Source organism: Candidatus Obscuribacterales bacterium, assembly GCA_019744775.1.
In the GTDB taxonomy this organism is placed as follows: Bacteria; Cyanobacteriota; Vampirovibrionia; order Obscuribacterales; family Obscuribacteraceae; genus SBAT01.
In genome coordinates, this window is record JAIETZ010000001.1 from 739,329 (window position 1) to 757,816 (window position 18,488).

An 18,488-nucleotide genomic window follows, 5' to 3' on the forward strand; every position below is an offset into this window, starting at 1 on the left:
GTAACAAGTTATAATTAGCCAGTTGTCCTATTGGTATTTTTACCAGGCAGGGACTTTATTTACGCTGCTTAATATTGAGATGGCTAACTACTTACTGGAAATTGGAACTGAAGAACTCCCGGCAGATCACGTGGGCGAAGCGCTTGAACGCTTGGAAACACTGCTTGGCGATGCCCTTAGGCAAGCCAATCTTAGCTTTCAAGGGATTAAGACTTACGGCACCCCACGCCGATTAGCCGTCATCGTCACAGGACTGCCGGACAAGCAGGAAACCATCCACAAGAAGGTCAAGGGACCACCTGTTAAGTCCTCACTCGATGCCAGTGGTAAACCACTTCCGCCGGCACAGGGGTTTGCCGCCAAGCAAGGTCTCAAATTCGAAGACCTCCAACAAGAAGAAGTGGGTGGTGTCACTTATCTCATGGCAAATGTCACTATTGCCGGTCAGTCATCATCCAACGTAATAGCCGAAATAATACCTACGATAATCGGGCAACTTTCAGGCGAGCGTCTCATGCGCTGGGCGGATTTGGAATTCAAATTCTCACGTCCAATTCGCTGGATAGTTTCGTTGATGGACAAAAACGTAGTGCCGTTTTCGCTGGCAAATTTAACCGCCGGTCGCAACTCTTTTGGTCATCGCATTTTGGCTCCAGGAACAATTGAAATTACTTCCCCGGAAACTTACATCGAGCAACTGAAAACAAAGAAAGTGCTCGTTGATAAAGAAGACAGACAGAAAGTAGTTGCCGAGCAAGTAGTTGCACGGTGCAAGGAATTAAAGGGCCAACCAAGACAATTGAAAGGCTCATTGCTTTCAGAAGTAACTAATATCACCGAATGGCCATCAGCCGTCATTGGGTCCTTTGCTGTCGAGTACTTGGATCTTCCAGATACTCTTATTGAAACTATTATGGTGCACCACCAGCGCTATTTCCCTGTTGAAGATACAAGCGGCAAACTCTTGCCCAACTTCATTTCCATCGCCAATAACGACTTGAAAGAAGCCGAACCTCAAATACGTGCCGGCAACGAAAGAGTGCTTCGCGCCAGACTGGCTGACGGACGCTTTTTCTACTTTGACGATCAAAAGGTCAAACTAAGCGATCACAAAAATGATCTTGGTCAACTGACTTTCCATGAAGGACTAGGCAGTTATTCAGACAAACAACAAAGATTGGTTGATGCAGCCAAACTTTTAGGCGGCGAAATATCGCTTAACGCCGAACAAAAGATTTGCTTAGAACGCACGATGGAATTATGCAAGCTCGACTTGGTTACAAGTCTTGTTCGTGAATTACCGGAGTTACAAGGCTTTGTCGGCTCCTGGTATGCCCTCAAACAATCAGAGCCACCACAGGTAGCGGCAGCTATTGCCTCGCATTATGCTCCTCGCTCAACTGATGACAGCATCCCTGCCGATGTAGTCGGGCGCCTGGCGGCAGTATTGGACAAGCTGGATAACTTAACCGGCGTCTTTTTACTGGGCAAACGTGCGACAGGCTCAAGCGACCCATATATTTTGCGCCGCCAAGCACAAGGATTGATTGACATTCTGGTTGAGGAAAAACAATACCGTATCAACACGTCGAAGCTTATGGATTGGTTGTCGACACAGTTCTATCCGTATATAGAAACTGCCAAAAGACAAAAACGATCCAAAAAGAATAATGATCTCATAGAGGTAAACGCTGGGGACCAAATTCTAGACACTCAAATAAAAAAGGATGTTAGCGATCTTCGTGAATTTCTTTTGGTTAGATTAAAAACCAAACTTACAGACAAAGGATTTAAGCGCGAAGCAATTGAGGCAGTTTTAGCTTCCGGCGATCCCTTGTCCGATGTAACGGACGTCATTGAAAGACTGTCATGCCTTGAAGAAGTTATGGGCGAAAACGGCGGAATAGCAGTCGTGCGTGCCGGCGTGCGTGTCGGCAATATCATTTCGGCCGATTCGCCGGAAACAGTCAATGAAGGACTCTTTGGCGAAGAATCGGAAAAGGCATTGTGGCAATCGTTCAACAAAGAAGTTGTCTCCGTATGGGGCAATGGAGCCACATTGAAAAAACCCGCCAACAAAGATGAATATCGACAGTTGATGAATCTTTTGTCCAAAATAGCTCAGCCCATCGACAGATTATTCGATGAAGTACTAGTCAATGATCCGGACAAGGCTAAGCGCGACAACAGGCATGCTCTTTTGAAAAATGTGGACAGATATTTCAAAACAGTTGCCGATTTCCCCAAACTACAACCACTTCTATGATTTTAGACAGCGTTTTCAACAAAAAATTTGCAGCAGGCGCAACCACGCTTGCCTTGTTGTTTAGTTGTACGCTTCCGGCAGTTGCCGCAACAGCTGCACCAATTCCAAAGCCAAAGCTAAAAATCCCTGAGTTGGTCAAAGAAGTTTCCATAAGCACTTATGTACCGTCATCAGTAGCTCCGGGCAAAGGACTTGCGGTCAATGTAATTTATCCGGAATCGCCGCGCTATTCAGAAGGTGCACCTATTGCCGTAGTCGTACCAGGCGGCCAACGTTCTGACGGGCTGGCGACAACCACGCACACCGCCCAACAAGGTTTTGCTGAAGTTCGCTTTGCATTTCCCGGCGGCGGCACTGAGGCTTTTAGGTCGACAGGCGACTATGACAGCCGTGGTCCAATTTGCCAGATAGCTTTGAAAGATGTTCTACTGTTTGCCTTAGGAAAAACAAGCGATTACCAGGGAAGAACAATCAAGCAGTTGGTACCTTCGCCTGTAACGACTAACAATGTCGGCATTCTTGGTTGGTCCAATGGTGGCAACATTGCTCTAGTGACGATGGGCAAGTACGCAAAAGAGCTAAAAGATCTGGCTTGGATTTGTTTGTTTGAGAGTCCTGTAGGTCCGCTCTTCTACCCAGGCAATTTAGGCAGCGCGCTAGATCAATTTATCAATAAACACTATCGTGAGGGCAGCTCCGCCACCGGACAACCTCTTGTCGATTGGCGAAAGATTGCCTATCAGGCAAACGCGCAAAAAATGCCCGGCGAGCATAAAAAAGTCGGCGAACCGGAAATTGAAGGCGTTGCTTTCTTCGATGACAACAAAAACGGCATCTGGGATGAAACAACAGAGTTTGCTCTAAGTTATGCAACAGATTCAGGTGTAGACAAACAGTTTTACCCACCGGAAGCTACAAAAGCATTTTTGCGCTTCCACGTAGATCCAGGTGGCTGGTTGCACGTCGCTAACCCTGAAGAAGCAGAAAATTACTTCAACGAGCGCGATGGTTCGCTCTACATAAATGACATTTGTGAAGCGTATCCAAATTTGCTCGTGACCTTAGTCGGCACGCAAATTGATCACTACCAGAGACAAAACGACCATCCGCATATCGGCTATCTCTACAATGCCTTCCTCACAAAGAAAATTCGTTTTCTTTGTTTAAATCCTGATCCACGTTATGTGGCTAAGATTGCCAACATGAATGTCGGCAACTTTGTCGACAACAAAGTATCAACTCCATTGGATGCCTCCGACATGGATGCACATATGGAACCGGAAGGCATAGTTCCGGACTATGTTTATACAGAAGCAGCCGTTGCCGAACTTGCTGACCGCAAGCGCAACAGCTCCTACGCCGAGTTGGCAAAAGCACCGCTTATTCCATATCCCAACAATGGTACGGAGGCTCCGCCGCCGCCAAGCGCGTCAATGCCAAAACTGTCTCCTGTTATCCGCACACATAACGAGACCCCAGAACAAGCTCCATCTCTTGATGAGTCGTTGGAAGCCAACTTAGAACCCTCTTCCAGGGTACCTATTCATGCTCCCCAAAGCCTGCCTAGAATTATTCCCAAGCAAGCTCCGGCTATCTCGGCCCCCGTGCCGTCACTGGCTCCAGCCAAGCAGCCTGCAGCTCCTGTGTCTACAGTCCCGACGCCGGCAGCCCAAAAGGACGAAGAAGGGCAACTGGACGACCTTTTTCAAGACCCTTAATGACCAGTGTGTTACGATCTATTAGGTAAAGGACAGAGAGGCCCAGAACATGCTTAACAGCCCAGTAGACATTGCACTTCTTTTCGGCGTCGCGCTCTTAATCTTCGGACCTAAGAAGTTACCGGAAATTGGCAAAGCCTTGGGACAGGGGATTGGCAACTTCAAACGCTCAATGACGGAAGCAAAAGACGAAGTCACTCATGCACTAAAGGCAGAGGACAGCAAAAATCCTCCGACAGGCTCACCAGTAGAGCCGGAGACATCAACCCCGGCAGGGACCTCTGACGCTAATCGATAGCGACAGCAATAAATGGCCAAATTTGAAGTAATCTCAAAGTTCACGCCATCCGGAGATCAGCCAAAAGCTATAAGCGAGCTATCTGCAGGGATAGCAAAAGGTGCTCGCTTTCAGACGCTACTTGGTGTAACCGGTTCAGGCAAAACAATGACAATGGCGCATGTCATCAAAGAGACCCAAATGCCTGCTCTTATTTTGGCGCACAACAAGACTTTGGCGGCACAACTCGTTAATGAGATGCGCGATTTTTTCCCAAATAACTCTGTCGAATACTTCATAAGCTACTACGACTATTACCAACCGGAATCGTACATTCCTTCAACCGATACTTTCATTGAGAAAGAAGCCAATATCAATGAAGAGATAGACAGACTGCGTCACTCAACCACACGGTCGCTTTGGGAAAGAGATGACGTAATTGTTGTTGCTTCAATAAGCTGTATATACGGTCTTGGAGTACCTGAGCGATATTTGTCGGCAGCCGTTGAGATCAAGAAGGGGCAGAACCTCGATCGCAATGATTTATTGAAACAATTGGTAGGCATTTACTATGAACGCAATGACATCGTCGTTGAGCGTGCGCGCTTTAGAGCGCGTGGGGAGATAGTCGAAGTTTATCCCGCTCACGAAGAAAGAATAATTCGTGTTGAATTTTTTGGCGATGAAGTCGAGCGCCTTGCATTTGTTAACCCGGTTACCGGCGAGATTGAAGAATTGCCGGATGTTGTACGCATATATCCAGCCAAGCACTATGTAGCAGACGAGTTGGAATTAGATAGAGCAATTGAACAAATAGAATTGGAATTGAACGAGCGCCTTGGAGAACTCGTCAGCGAGAATAAATTAGTTGAAGCTCAACGCCTGAAACAACGTACTCGCTTCGATATCGAAATGCTCAAAGAAGTAGGCTATTGCAACGGCATTGAGAACTACTCGCGTATTCTTGAAGGTCGCACTCCCGGCGATCCTCCGCAGACTTTAGTTGATTATTTTGTGCGCAAGTTCGGACAAGACGGCTTCCTTACCTTTATAGACGAGTCTCACGTGACTTTGCCGCAATTGCAGGGCATGTACCACGGCGATAGATCACGCAAGGATGTCCTTATCGAATATGGATTCCGTTTACCTTGCGCCCGCGATAACAGGCCACTAACCTCAGAAGAATTTTGGAACAAAGTCGGCAAGACAATATTTGTTTCCGCAACACCAGGCGATCGCGAATTAGGCGTCAGCCAAAACGTAGTTGAGCAAGTAATTAGGCCCACAGGCTTAGTAGACCCGGAAGTCGAAGTACGTCCTATCCAAGGTCAAATCGATGATTTGATCAAAGAAATAAAAACCCGTTCGGCCAAAGGTGAAAGAGTACTTGTAACTACTTTGACCAAGCGCATGGCAGAAGACTTAACAGAATATCTACAAGAGCTTGGTATTAGGGTGCGTTGGTTGCACAGCGATGTAAAAGCTTTAGAACGCATTGAATTGCTTCGTGATTTACGATTGGGTACTTTTGACGTGTTAGTTGGCGTCAACCTATTGAGAGAGGGTTTGGACTTGCCGGAAGTTTCCCTTGTGGCAATTATGGAAGCAGACAAAGAAGGCTTCCTACGCGCAGAAAGATCACTAATTCAAACTATAGGCCGCGCCGCACGTAATGCCGCCGGACAAGTTGTCTTATATGCCGACCGCATGACGGACTCCATGGACAAAGCAATTACAGAAACTAGAAGACGGCGTGAAAGACAAACTGCCTACAATATAGAACACAACATAACACCGCAGACAATCGTCAAAGAAACAACCAATAGCTTGTTGGAGACACTGCGCGGCAGGGAAATCCTGCCCAAACCGATCAATAAGGAAGCGCTTGAAGCTCAAGCTGACGAATTGGGCAAAGACCTAGCCAAGGCCATCAAGAAGATGGAAGAGCAAATGAAGCAAGCAGCACGGGATTTGGACTTTGAAACTGCCGCCCAGCTGCGCGATCAATTAAAAGTATTACAGGAACTAGCAGCCAAAAAACGTCGAAAGGGCGGCAATTAAGGTATACAGGCCCTATTTCACTAGTGGAAATACGCTGTCAACTGTTTAAACTACCTTAACGAGGCGCGCATAGACAGAAAAGCGCACTTATACTACTCTCGCCAGCGTTGCCAAGCAACCACTTTTAGCAACGCTACGGCTTAGATTCCCTAATAGCCCAAGAGAGGAAATAATGGCCAAAGCAAAGTCTCTTGATAGCGACAGATCAATGAACAACCTCCTAGTAGAGGACGAGAACATTGCGAAGCGCAACGAACTCGAAGAACTTGATCTCGATGACAACGATGATTTCACTATTATCGATGACATGGACGATTCCATGGAAGACGACGACGAACCAGTCGAGCTTCCAACAACACGTGAACTTGCAACAGAAGATTCCGTCCGCCTCTACTTAAGAGAGATTGGCCGCATTCAACTTTTGAAGCCGGACGAAGAAATTGAACTCGCCCGTAAGATTCTGCAAGGCGACATGATTGCTAAGCGTAAATTGGTGCAAGCCAACCTGCGTCTTGTGGTATCAATCGCCAAGAAATACATCGGTCGTGGTTTGTCCTTCCTGGACTTGATTCAAGAAGGTAATTTGGGACTTATTCGCGCCTCTGAAAAATTCGATCACGAGCGTGGTTATAAGTTCTCCACATACGCCACATGGTGGATCCGCCAAGCCATCACCCGCGCTTTGGCTGACAAATCAAGAACCATTCGTGTACCTGTACACATGGTTGAAACAATCAACAAACTGAAGAAAGTAACAAGACAACTGGCACAAGAACTAAATAGAAAGCCAACTGAACAAGAATTGGCTCATGCTATGGATGTATCTATTGCCAAGTTGCACGAAATAATCAAGGCTGCCAAAGAGCCTATCTCCCTTGAAACACCAATTGGTAAGGAAGAAGATTCCCGCCTCGGTGATTTCATCGAAGATGCTGAAACCGACAGACCGGAAACAACAGTCACTCATGAACTTCTTCGCCAGGACTTGGCAAAGATGCTCAATGAACTGACACCACGCGAAAGAGATGTTTTGCGTCTGCGTTTTGGTTTGGATGATGGTCGTCAGCGTACATTAGAAGAAGTCGGTCAGTTGTTTGCCGTAACACGCGAACGCGTCCGCCAGATTGAATTCAAGGCCCTCAGAAAGCTAAGACAACCAGGACGTTCTTCACGCTTGCGCGAATATCTCTAATAGATATATCGTCAAAAACCGTAAATTAAGAAAGGGGCGCCACAAGCGCCCCTTTTGTTCACTCTATTAACCTGCTATTCTTGCCTTGATTTAATAAGTTAAGGTCACAGGAGAAAGGTTCCTAATGAGCACAACAGATGGTCAAGGATCTTCAGCCGCCCCGTTTTCAGGCGACGAATCAGGAAGCATTTTCAACACTCCCGACGTTGTCAGCGAGTCGCCGACAACAGCCGAGCGTGTAGTTGATACCCAATCAGGCTTCTTGCTCATCGTCCGCCGCGCACAAGAGCGTCTGGCACTTTCTTTAAAGCGCCGCATCGGCACTCCGCCAACTTCAGCCATTCTTTTGACGCCGGATGAATCTCTTCAGCTCTCAAAAATTCTTGGTGACGCCTGGAAACCGGCAAAAGGCAGCACGCTTTCAAGTGATGCGGAAAATCTCGTTTCAAACATGGGTCGCGGAAATCTTCGCGGAATTGCTCGTGGTGACTACGGCACAAAAGTAAATCAGGGCATGAGACCAGTCGTTATGGTCATGGTTGTTTTGGCTCTGTTCAACTTTGCTGCTGGATCATTTGCCGGCTATTTTGCTCACTCAAGCACTCCTGCAAAAACTGTGGCAACAACAACAGTCACATCCGATGCGCTTAATTTATTCTCTCGTCAGTTTGTAGCAAATCTATTAGATTTCAATGCCGACACTTACAAGATGTCCCAAATTCGCGCGATGGCTCAAATGACTCCAGAGCTGATGAACAATTACTGGACAGATACCGAATTTCCATTGTCCAAAGACAAACTTGGCGGCAATACAAAACTGGAAATCGCCAAAGTTGACTGCCAAAAGCTTGATGCACACAATGCAATCACCGATGTTAAAGGAGCCATGGTTCCGGCAAGTGGTGGCAAAGGAACGCCGGTGCATCTAATGCTTAAACTGACAATCGACGATGAAAATCAAATTCACGTTGTCGAACAAAATGACTTAGCTGCCAGTGACGGAGCTGAGAAGACGTCTGCCGAAACCACTCAACAAGATGGGCAGTCCGAGGCTAATACCCAAGCAGTCAACTGAGACATCAAACAGCGTAGCGCTTCTACCGGGTACATAAAACTGGTGGCATTCGTCGCCTATGGCGTAGAAAACTGCCACGGCTGCTGCAAGGAATGCAACTTTGCCTAGCTTCAGGTTTTCATCTGTCGATTTAAGAGCCCAACACAGAAGCAAAAACAAAATCGTGTATTCGCTTACGTGCCCAAATTTTCTCATCAGCATATTGAAGTCGCCGAAGAACTGTTGCGTAATTGCTCCTGAATGCGGTTGAGCGGAAAAGCACCAGATAACAATCATCCACACGGCAACTGCCAGCCATGGCAATATTTTTCGCACCTATTTTCTCCTTGCCGAGTAAGACTTGTGAACGTGCTTTTTGCCGGACACAGCCGGATGGTCTTTAACATAAAATCGCCAGAGTCTATCTTGCGCCGACGATATTCCTATCCGGGGAGACACAGCAATTTCAGAATCTTTTAGAGGTGTTGACGGGCATATCCATAAGTCTGACCCGGGCTCAATGAGGCTTGAGCCGTTATGCTTAACATCAATTTCCCACTCACGGCAAAGCTTACCAGGTCCATTTGTGCCCTCGGCGCCAACGGCTCGAATTAGAACCGCTCCTGGAGTACCGTCTGGCTCCGTGACGACATTAAGGCAATGATACATCCCATAGATGAAGTAAACGTAAGCATGCCCCGGAGGACCGAACATGACTTCACAGCGCTTGGTCTTTCCTCGAGAGGCATGGCAAGCAGGATCATCTGCCGTATATGCCTCCACCTCTACGATAGGACCACTGAGGACGGTCTTAAGACCTATTTTGCGGCATAATTGGGCGCCAAGAAGGTCCCGTGCCACAAGCAAGGTGGAACGGCGATAGAAGTCGTCAGTATAGGACCGAAGCAAACTGGTCATAGTTTTTTAGTTTAACATCGCCTTCAAATTGAGCCTCAAACCGAGACTGAATCCTGCTTTTACAAGTATAATCTCGCATTGAAAGTTAATGCGCCAGAAGCGAGGCAAGAGCGCCGATGAGGCGGTCGCCGCCGAGCGAAGATGGGGAGCCGGAGGCAAGCGAAGGCGAAACGCAGTGCAGCCGGAGCGTTAAATAATGTGTGGCATAGTTGGTTATTTCAACTTAAACGGAAGTCCCATTGGTCCTGACCAAGGGACGCTTCAAGCTATGTGCCAGACCATCCACCACCGTGGGCCGGATGAGCGTGGCATGACCACAGTAGGTCCAGCCGCTCTAGGCATGACACGCCTTTCTATCATCGACCTGGCAACTGGACAGCAGCCAATTTCCAATGAAGATGATTCTGTCTGGATTGTTTTTAACGGCGAAATTTACAACTTTCAAGAGTTGCAAAAGAAAGTTGTTGCAGCTGGTCACAAGTTAAAAACGCATTCCGATACAGAAACAATTGTCCACTTGTACGAAGACTACGGCATTGATTGTCTGCAGTTTTTGGAAGGCATGTTTGCTTTCGCCATCTACGACAAAAACAAAGATCGCTTGTTCATTGCTCGTGATCGCATGGGCGAAAAGCCGCTTCACTGGGGCGTTTTTGATGGTCAACTAATTTTTGCTTCCGAACTAAAAGCAATACTTGCCCATCCAAAATCAAAGAAGCAACTAAACAGCGAAGCTCTGCAAAAATATCTCGCTCTTGAGTATGTGCCTGCACCACTGAGCATGTTTGAAGGTATTCACAAGTTGATGCCTGGTCATTACATGGTCGTAGAAAATGGACAAGTAACAACCAAGCGTTATTGGCTCGGTAAACCTGAACAGCAGCTCGAGAACATTTCCGAGAAAGAAGCAGAAGCTAAACTTATTGAATTGCTGGATACTTCAGCAAAACTACGACTCATTTCCGATGTACCGCTAGGCATTTTCCTTTCAGGCGGTATCGATTCATCAGCAATTACTGCACTGGCTGCCCGCCATGTGGATCGTCTCAAAACATTTTCCATTGGCTTTGCCGATCAATCGTTTGATGAATCAAGCCATGCTGAACTTGTTGCCAAACACGTAGGCACAGATCACCACACGGCAATATTCTCCCCACAAATGGCGTTGGAGACTCTAACTGAACTCTGGCAAGTTTTAGATGAGCCGATGGCCGATGCTTCTATTTTGCCGACATTCTTCTTGTCAAAAATGACCAAGAAGTCAGTCACCGTAGCTCTGTCGGGCGAAGGCGGCGACGAATTATTCGGTGGTTACCCAACCTATCAGGCTCACCGCATGGCTGGATACTGGCAGGCAATTCCAGGCATCTTGCGCAAGGGAATTTTAGAGCCGGCAATTAACTCATTGCCTGTATCCCACAACAATCTAAGTCTCGACTTCAAAGCAAAACGCTTTATTTCCAGTGTGGACAACAAGGAAGATGTTCGTCACTATCGCTGGATGGGTTGCATGTCCATCGACAAACAACTAAACCTTCTCAAACCCGAATTTAGCCCACTGCAAACAATAGATCGCCTTTATGGCGGACTAACAGATACGCCACTTCTAAACGGCAATGGAAATAGAGATGTAGTAAGCAAGATAATGCTTATCGATCAAATCACTTATTTGCCGGATGATTTGCTTGTTAAATCAGATAGAGCATCCATGGCCGCTTCTTTGGAAGTGCGTTTGCCATTCTTGGCTTATCCGGTTGTGGAGTTTGCCCGTCAATTGCCGGTGTCATTTAAGCTAAAAGGCATGAAGACCAAATACTTGCTCAAGAAGGCACTCAAGTCCTATTTGCCGGAAAGTATTCTCAATCGCCCCAAGAAAGGTTTCGGCATTCCAACTGCCAAGTGGCTCAACAAAGAATTGGCTTCGGTTGTTGATGAGCTATTCAGTGAAAAGTTTGTCCGGCAGCAGGGCATTTTCCAATATGAACAGGTCAAGCAGCTGCTTGATGAACACCGCAGCTTGAAATTCGATCGACGTAAAGAACTGTGGACACTGATGATGTTCCAGTGGTGGTGGCAGAAGTATTTTGCCAATAAATTTTGATAAACTCAGAAGTAATGACGACGGAAACAAATACTGCAGAATTCTTTGAAGCTGTAAAGCGATATCTTTGCGGCAAGCTTCGTTTTGACTTTGGGCTCATCGATGTCGTGCGTGCGCATGAAGTAATAAACCTGACCAGTTTTATTACTGATGACAGCCACGAAGATGCCCAGACGATGGCAACAAGCCTATGTGATGAACACAAGCAGCCATTGCAGGTGTCCCATACGCTAATAGCCCAGAAGATTAAACAGACGAAGAAGCATTGGATAGGCAGAGCCTGGCGCCACGATAAACCGCCACAAGGCTATCTCTATGTAATTGTCCCAATTCTTCATGCCGACGCAAACGGCAAGAAAGCTGTTATTGGCATGTTGCGAATGGTCTCATTTGACGAAACCCGTCAAATGGACAACGAGCAGATAAATGAACTCAAACAATTTGCCGCTTCCCTTTCAGAACAAATGGTCCCCCTAGCTGCACAAGTCTCAAGTACTTCTACTGAAGTAGAAGAGAAGGAAGGTCCAACTGAAAGCGTTTTGATCATCGTATCCGATCGTCTAGCACGTAGACGCTTCGCTAGAGTACTGGAAAACAACTACAAAGTTTCAGATCTTGAAAATATTGAAAAAATTGGTCAAGCACTTGCTGAACACACATTTGATTTGGTTGTTCTGGAATCTAGATTTCTAGCCTCCAAGGAAAACCCTGTTGTTGAACTTCTACAAGAGTCGCGCGAAGGTGGTCAGCTTTCTGTGGTAGCTGTTATTCCAAGCACGGAACAACATACGTTAGCTGCGGCTTTAGAAAACGGTGCAAGCGACTGTATTTTTGACAATGCTCCGGAAGAAGAACTTCTAGCTCGTGTACGGGCAGCGTTGTCCAACATCAAATATCAAAGAGAGCTTGTCTACCACTCGGAGCTTTTGGAGAATTACGCCAAGCAACTCTCCAATACTCATGAAGAATTGGCACGCCTCAAACAAGCCAAACAACTTGAAGAGTCTTTCCTCAAGGAGACCAAAGAGAATCAAGAATTAGCACTACGTAAAGCCAATTCACAGATTGACTTACAAAGACGCGAAGCAGAAAAGCGTCATGGACAAGACCAACTGCTTCACCGCATAAGCAATTCCATTAGGAAGTCATTCGACATTAAGTCCACGAACATCGAAGAGATGCTCGACACATTAGCCGGCTACTTCAATTTGGATGCCTGCTTCTTGGTTCTTCCCTCAGATGAACATGAAGACGACACCATCCGCGCTCAGTATGTCTCTGACAAAGACTATGATGTCTTGTCTAAGAATTTGGATTTGCAAATTCTGCAGACTTTTAAAGAGCACTTTAATTGGGACACGGCTCTGTTTGTAAGCGACGTCGCTCGTGAGCGTAGACCCGAAGTTTTCATCAAGGGACCGCTGCACAATTACCCGCTTATCTCACTTTTCTATGTTCCAATCACCTATGAAGAAAAGCTTCTAGGGCTTCTCTGCGGACACCGTTGCGAAACACAAGCCCAGTGGAGCCAGGACAACGTCAGCTTCTTTAGACAAGTTGCCGACCAGATAGCTTCCGGCGTGGCCAATGCGCGTCTCTACGCCTTTGTACAACGACAAGCTACAACAGATGGTCTTACAGGTTTGTTCAATCACAGAACAGCCCAAGAGAAATTAACCGAGCAATTGCGTGTGGCAGAACGTTATCAACGCAAACTAAGCCTTATCATGCTTGACGTTGACCACTTCAAAGCAATTAACGACAATCATGGACACCAAGCAGGCGACGCTGTACTAAAATCAGTGGCAAAGCTTATTCGCACCGCATGCCGTGACGTAGACATTCCAGCGCGCTACGGCGGTGAAGAGTTTCTCCTAATCCTGCCTGAAGTAAATCAAGAAGGTGCGGCCGTACTTGCAGAGCGTATTAGAACACGCCTGGAAGATGAGCGTATCCGCTACGAAGATGTTGAAATTTCGGTAACAGCAAGCTTTGGTATTGCCAGCTTCCCGGACGATTCCAAAAACCAAGATCAACTTATTGAATTGGCCGACCGTGCACTTTATATGTCTAAGCGCATGGGACGCAATCAAGTTCATATAGCTCGCGATCTTCTATTCCAAAAATATATTCCCAAAGAAACCAAGACAACTAAAAAGCCGACGGTAGAATCTGTAGCCGAGGATATTGAGACTTCAGAAGAACATGCCTCAGAAGTTGTCGACATGATCAAGTCACTGGCGACATCACTTTATTCACGCTCTGAGTACAACAAAGTCCACCATCTTGAAACAACCCGTTTTGCCGAGCTTTTAGCAAAAGTCTACGGACTTGCAGAGCCGGAAATTGAACAAGTGCGCGTCGCCACGCTTCTGCACGATGTTGGCCTTCTGTCCGTATCAGACGAGATTATCAACAAGCAGCAACCTTTAACAGAAGAAGAATTTGCCATTCTGCGCAAACACCCGGAAATGGGAGCGGATCTTTTACGCCCCGTCAAGGCGCTCAAAGATGTCTGCGATATTCTGGAATACCACCATGAATTCTGGGACGGCACAGGTTATCCAAGAGGACTGAAAGGCGAAGAAATCCCACTTGCTGCAAGAATTGTGGCAATTGTCGATGCCTATCACGCGATGATCTCCGATCGTCCATACAGAAAAGCCTTATCGGAACAAGACGCAATAAGCGTTCTTCGCAATGGCGCCGGCAAACAATTTGATCCTTTCTTAGTCGATATGTTTGTCGCAGTACTGGAAAACCTCAGACTCGAAACACCGAGTCCCTAATGAGTTCTTTTAAGCAACTCCGAGGTAAAGTTGTCGCCTGGCAAGGCTGGTTCAAATCAACTGTCATTGAAAGCAAGTATTTCAAGATAGTCACGCGAACTACATGGATAATATCTGCCTGCTACGTCATTTACGCAGGCTATCAGAGCATTCCCTACTACACTCACATAAGCTTCGGCAAAAAGGCATTTGAAAACGGTAACTACGACATGGCCGCAAGCGAGTTTCAACTAGCCCTAGAAGAAGCCAAATCAAAGCATTTTTCCGACAACGATCCTCGTCTTGCAAACACCTATAACAATCTAGCTGAAGTCTATAGAGTCCAGGGCAGGTTCAAATTAGCTCTTTTAGCTGCGACCAAAGCTTATGAGTTATCCAGAACAAGTCTCAAGCAACAGCACCAAGGACGGGTATTTGTTACAACAAATCTCGCCAGCATCAATAAAGACATAGGTCACTACAGTGAATCCGAAAGACTCTATAACGAAGGCTTGCAAATTTGGCAGAAGGATATTCGTATAAACGAAGACTCTAACCTAGCCAGTATTTACAACGGCATGGCCAAACTAAAAATTGATCAGGGTGACTATAAAGACGCACAAGTTTGGCTTGATAAAGCATTCAATATGCGCAAGAAATTGCTTGGTGAAAACGATCACGCAATGGCTCCTTTATTTGATACACGCGGCACAATTGAAATGAAGCTGGGCAATTATGCACAAGCGGACAAAGATTTTCGCAAAGCCTGGACGCTTGATGAGGCTATCACAGGACGCAATAATGCCGAAGTTGCCGTTGACCTGGACAATATGGGTGCAATATCAACCAAATTAGGTAAGTACAGCGAAGCTGAAAAATTCCTTCTTGAAGCTGACCAAATTACAAAACCTATCAAGGGTGAAGGCAGCGTCTTTCGAGGTCGTATTCTAACGAACTTAGGTGAGACTTATATCGCCGCAGGAAGACCGGATTTGGCAATACCTGTACTCGAAAAAGCATTGACTCTTAGAGAACAATCTCTGGGCAAGTCTCATCCGTACTATGCAATTACTAAAGCTGACCTAGAAAAAGCATACTCCGATAAAGCCAAGAAATAGAATCTCACTTCCGTGGATTTTTCTTGCGTGTGGATTTCTTGCGCTTTGAGCGCGTCGGGACGAGAGTCTTGGTTTTTGCCGCAACTTTCGCTTTCTTTTTACGAGGTTTCAGCTTTACCGCGACTTTCTTACCACCAGGCATCAGCTTTCGGTCCTCTTCTGTAGGCTCGCCGAATTCCGCAATGTAAGCTTCTCGTCTCTTCAGTCGCATGTAATCGCGAAGAACCTTGTTCATCTTCGTCTGATAGCCCTTGCCTGCCATCTGAAAGAAGATCAGTACATCAACATCAACTCGAAAACTAATTTGATGTTTGACGGGGCGATAGTGCACTCTTTTCCAGTCACTAAAATCGAATACTTCCGGTATGTCGCTGTAATCAATTTCCTCGTCCGGCATTGCCTTAAGCGCCTCAAGCTCGGCAATTTCATCAGGGCTTAAGATCCATTCGCTCTCTTTCTCTTTTGTCTGCTTTCCTCGCTGAGATGAGGTGCGTGACTTCTTGACCATCTTCGTTTTTCCTCTCCGTGTACACCACAAATAGTATTAAGCCCCTTGCCAATCCAATTGTTTCCCAACGCTCCTCATCGTCGTAACTTCCGTTGAAGGCGATCGTCCTAAGTGTGTCGAAAAATACTAACGCTGCTTTCTCAAAATGGATATGGTGCTTGTTAAAATTTGACCGTCCTTTGTCGTAATCGTATTGGAAGCGCAACCCATTGAGCATGAACTGAATAATCACTACTTACATTCATTATACATGACAACCCAAAATTGTATATACAATTTTGTATACACAGCCTAAATTGCCACGCCACAATGCCTCCCTACTCTATAGACGGAATTACCCCCTAAAAAGTTCAAAGAAAGCCAATGCTGACAACCCAGGTTTAATCTAACGGTATAATTTGGGTTCTATATAGCTCGCCCATCTACTCTATTAAAGGGGTTTCAGATGTCTCTTCAGCAAACACAAGATCCGCAATTGGCACGTGGCAACAGCAAGTCTATTGCCGTTATAAACCCTGCTACAGAAGAGGTATTGGACGAGGTAGCCCGTCAGACCGCCGACGACGCTAATAAGCTTGTAGCGAAGGCTAAGGAGGCATTTAGCACTTGGCGCCGCACTCCGGCTAATGCGCGTTGCCACATGATGCACGAAGCTGCCGCCAAGATGCGTGAGCATAAGGACGAGATTATTCGGCTTTTGACTCTAGAGCAAGGCAAGCCTGTCCCGGAAAACGAAGAAGAGTTTGAGTGGCTGACAAACACATTTGACTATTACGCTGAATTGGGACGTCACGAGCGCGGGCGCGTATTGCCTTCAGGTGAATACTCCCAGCTCAACATGGTTATCAAAGAGCCATACGGTGTTGCCGCATGTATCATTCCTTGGAACTATCCTTTGCTTCTAATGGCATGGAAAGTTGCTCCTGCTCTTGCTGCAGGCAACACGGTCATTATCAAACCAAGTGAACTGACACCACTATCCAGTCTCTACATTCAAAAGCATTGCTTCGATCATTTCCCTGAAGGTGTAGTCAGCACCATAACCGGATACGGCAATGAAGTTGCTGAACCACTAGTCTTGAATCCGGATGTTCCAGTAATTGCCTTCACCGGCAGTTTACAAATTGGTCAACGCATCGCATCACTCGCTGCACCGATGATGAAGAAATTGCACTTAGAATTAGGCGGCAAAGACGCATTCATTATCGCCGAAGATGCAGATCCGGAATTGGCAGCTAAGGCACTTGCTTATGCAGCTCTTACAAACGCCGGACAAGTCTGCACATCTACTGAGCGTGTCTATCTACCAAAATCAAAAGCGCCGGCATTTACAGAAGCGCTTCTCACTCACGTAAAGAGCCTTAGACTCGGAGCCGGAATTGAATCAACAACTGATATGGGACCAATGATTGGCGCCTCTTATCGCGAAAAGGTAATGAAGCATGTTGATGAAGCTGTCGGCAAAGGCGCCAAAGTTTTGACTGGCGGCAATATTCCCAAGCACCTGTCCAAAGGCTACTTCTACGAGCCGACAGTAATTGCCAATGTCGATCATTCAATGCTCATCATGAAAGAAGAGACATTTGGACCAACTATTCCAATCATGGAATATAAAACATTCGATGAAGCTATCGCTTTAGCTAACGATTGTGTATTCGGTTTAGGCGCATGTCTATTGAGCAGCGACCCACTCAAAGCAAAACTCTTCCTCGAAGAAGTTAAAGCCGGCACAATCTGGATAAACGATCCGCTAACTGACAATTACGCCGGACCATTCGGCGGCATGAAGATGAGCGGCGGCGCTCGAGAACTTGGTCAAGAAGGGCTCGACGAATTCCGCGAGACAAAACATGTCCACTGGGAATTCAAAACCGAAGCCAAATCTTGGTGGTATCCCTACGGACAATAATGTTCGTTACTGATCGTTAGAAGTTTGAGACTCGGGCTCTGCAGGAGCTGGAGCTGATGCCTTCTTCTTGCCGAAGTGCGGCATTCCGAATCTGGATTTCTTCTCTTTCTTTTCAGCCTTTTGTTCTTTGGCTGGTTCAGGCTTGGCTGCTTCTGACGAAGTGGCATCTGCTACAGTCGCTTCTTGCGTAGTCTCCGACTTTAGCTGCTCACCTGGCAATGGGAACGGATTGTTGGCATTCAATTCACCAAATGTGCGCTCGCCAATTTGTTTAAATATCATGCCTTTCTTGAATTCTTTGTCGTTGCCTGTTTTCTTACCGTGGTCCATCATAGATGTACCCTTATCGATAAGCGCTTTGGCATGCTTGATGCTGTCGCGGTACTTATGTTGCATGCGCTTTTCGTCATCGGTAAAATCACCGGCTTTGAAATTACTGGGATCGGCTCCAGCTTGATTCAATGCGCTTTCAGCGGCACCTGTGCCTGGGATCATGCTTGGCTGACCGTTGAATATATCGCCGGGGGCTTGAGCAAATGCCGGGCTGCCGACGATAGCTGCTAACACTACAGCTGTAAGACTTACTTTGTTCATAGAA

Annotated in this window: 15 protein-coding genes; 10 read left to right on the forward strand and 5 right to left on the reverse strand. The window is 46.5% G+C overall.

Annotated elements, in window-relative coordinates; genetic code table 11:
- Positions 1-79 precede the first annotated feature (79 nt).
- The 6 genes from glyS to K2Y22_03300 all read left to right on the forward strand — a co-directional run bounded on the left by glyS (position 80) and on the right by K2Y22_03300 (position 8,589).
- Positions 80-2,266: a glycine--tRNA ligase subunit beta gene (glyS, locus tag K2Y22_03275; GenBank protein MBX9877455.1), complete on the forward strand. Its 2,187-nt coding sequence runs from the start codon at positions 80-82 to the stop codon at positions 2,264-2,266.
- Positions 2,263-3,984: a hypothetical protein gene (locus K2Y22_03280; protein ID MBX9877456.1), complete on the forward strand. Its 1,722-nt coding sequence runs from the start codon at positions 2,263-2,265 to the stop codon at positions 3,982-3,984. Before glyS ends, K2Y22_03280 begins: the two co-directional genes overlap by 4 nt.
- 49 nt (positions 3,985-4,033) lie before the next feature.
- Positions 4,034-4,282: a twin-arginine translocase TatA/TatE family subunit gene (locus tag K2Y22_03285; GenBank protein ID MBX9877457.1), complete on the forward strand. Its 249-nt coding sequence runs from the start codon at positions 4,034-4,036 to the stop codon at positions 4,280-4,282.
- Positions 4,283-4,294: 12 nt separating this feature from the next.
- The gene (uvrB, locus tag K2Y22_03290) at positions 4,295-6,322 is read left to right on the forward strand and encodes an excinuclease ABC subunit UvrB (protein ID MBX9877458.1); all 2,028 of its coding nucleotides are present in this window, start codon (positions 4,295-4,297) and stop codon (positions 6,320-6,322) included.
- A gap of 172 nt (positions 6,323-6,494) precedes the next feature.
- Positions 6,495-7,514, forward strand: coding sequence for an RNA polymerase sigma factor RpoD (rpoD, locus tag K2Y22_03295; GenBank protein ID MBX9877459.1), 1,020 nt, complete (start codon positions 6,495-6,497; stop codon positions 7,512-7,514).
- A 124-nt stretch (positions 7,515-7,638) separates the two neighbouring features.
- The gene (locus K2Y22_03300; GenBank protein ID MBX9877460.1) at positions 7,639-8,589 is read left to right on the forward strand and encodes a hypothetical protein; all 951 of its coding nucleotides are present in this window, start codon (positions 7,639-7,641) and stop codon (positions 8,587-8,589) included.
- On the opposite strand, the gene K2Y22_03305 is transcribed toward K2Y22_03300, so the two are convergent.
- Positions 8,500-8,904: a VanZ family protein gene (locus tag K2Y22_03305; GenBank protein MBX9877461.1), complete on the reverse strand. Its 405-nt coding sequence runs from the start codon at positions 8,902-8,904 to the stop codon at positions 8,500-8,502. The two genes, K2Y22_03300 and K2Y22_03305, sit on opposite strands and share 90 nt — an antisense overlap.
- A complete protein-coding gene (locus K2Y22_03310; GenBank protein MBX9877462.1) occupies positions 8,905-9,486 on the reverse strand; it encodes a DNA-3-methyladenine glycosylase in 582 nt (193 codons plus the stop codon).
- Between the two features lie 196 nt (positions 9,487-9,682).
- Between K2Y22_03310 and asnB the strand changes: the two genes are divergently transcribed.
- The 3 genes from asnB to K2Y22_03325 are packed head-to-tail and all read left to right on the forward strand — an operon-like array spanning position 9,683 to position 15,473.
- Positions 9,683-11,587, forward strand: coding sequence for an asparagine synthase (glutamine-hydrolyzing) (gene asnB, locus K2Y22_03315; GenBank protein MBX9877463.1), 1,905 nt, complete (start codon positions 9,683-9,685; stop codon positions 11,585-11,587).
- Positions 11,588-11,601: 14 nt separating this feature from the next.
- On the forward strand, positions 11,602-14,376 hold the full coding sequence (locus K2Y22_03320; protein ID MBX9877464.1) for a diguanylate cyclase: 2,775 nt from the start codon (positions 11,602-11,604) through the stop codon (positions 14,374-14,376).
- On the forward strand, positions 14,376-15,473 hold the full coding sequence (locus tag K2Y22_03325) for a tetratricopeptide repeat protein (protein MBX9877465.1): 1,098 nt from the start codon (positions 14,376-14,378) through the stop codon (positions 15,471-15,473). Before K2Y22_03320 ends, K2Y22_03325 begins: the two co-directional genes overlap by 1 nt.
- Positions 15,474-15,477: 4 nt before the next feature.
- Here the strand turns inward: K2Y22_03325 and K2Y22_03330 are convergent, their stop codons facing one another.
- Together K2Y22_03330 and K2Y22_03335 are read right to left on the reverse strand one after the other, a co-directional pair.
- Entirely contained in the window at positions 15,478-15,981 is a 504-nt protein-coding gene (locus K2Y22_03330) for a BrnA antitoxin family protein (protein MBX9877466.1), read from the reverse strand.
- Entirely contained in the window at positions 15,902-16,213 is a 312-nt protein-coding gene (locus K2Y22_03335) for a BrnT family toxin (protein MBX9877467.1), read from the reverse strand. Before K2Y22_03335 ends, K2Y22_03330 begins: the two co-directional genes overlap by 80 nt.
- A gap of 213 nt (positions 16,214-16,426) precedes the next feature.
- Here K2Y22_03335 and K2Y22_03340 point away from each other — a divergent pair, with 213 nt between their 5' ends.
- The gene (locus K2Y22_03340; GenBank protein ID MBX9877468.1) at positions 16,427-17,890 is read left to right on the forward strand and encodes an aldehyde dehydrogenase family protein; all 1,464 of its coding nucleotides are present in this window, start codon (positions 16,427-16,429) and stop codon (positions 17,888-17,890) included.
- 6 nt (positions 17,891-17,896) lie between these two features.
- Here K2Y22_03340 and K2Y22_03345 read toward each other — a convergent pair whose 3' ends face one another.
- Positions 17,897-18,484 (reverse strand): hypothetical protein, encoded by a 588-nt coding sequence (locus K2Y22_03345; GenBank protein ID MBX9877469.1) that lies wholly within the window; start codon positions 18,482-18,484, stop codon positions 17,897-17,899.
- Positions 18,485-18,488 lie beyond the last annotated feature (4 nt).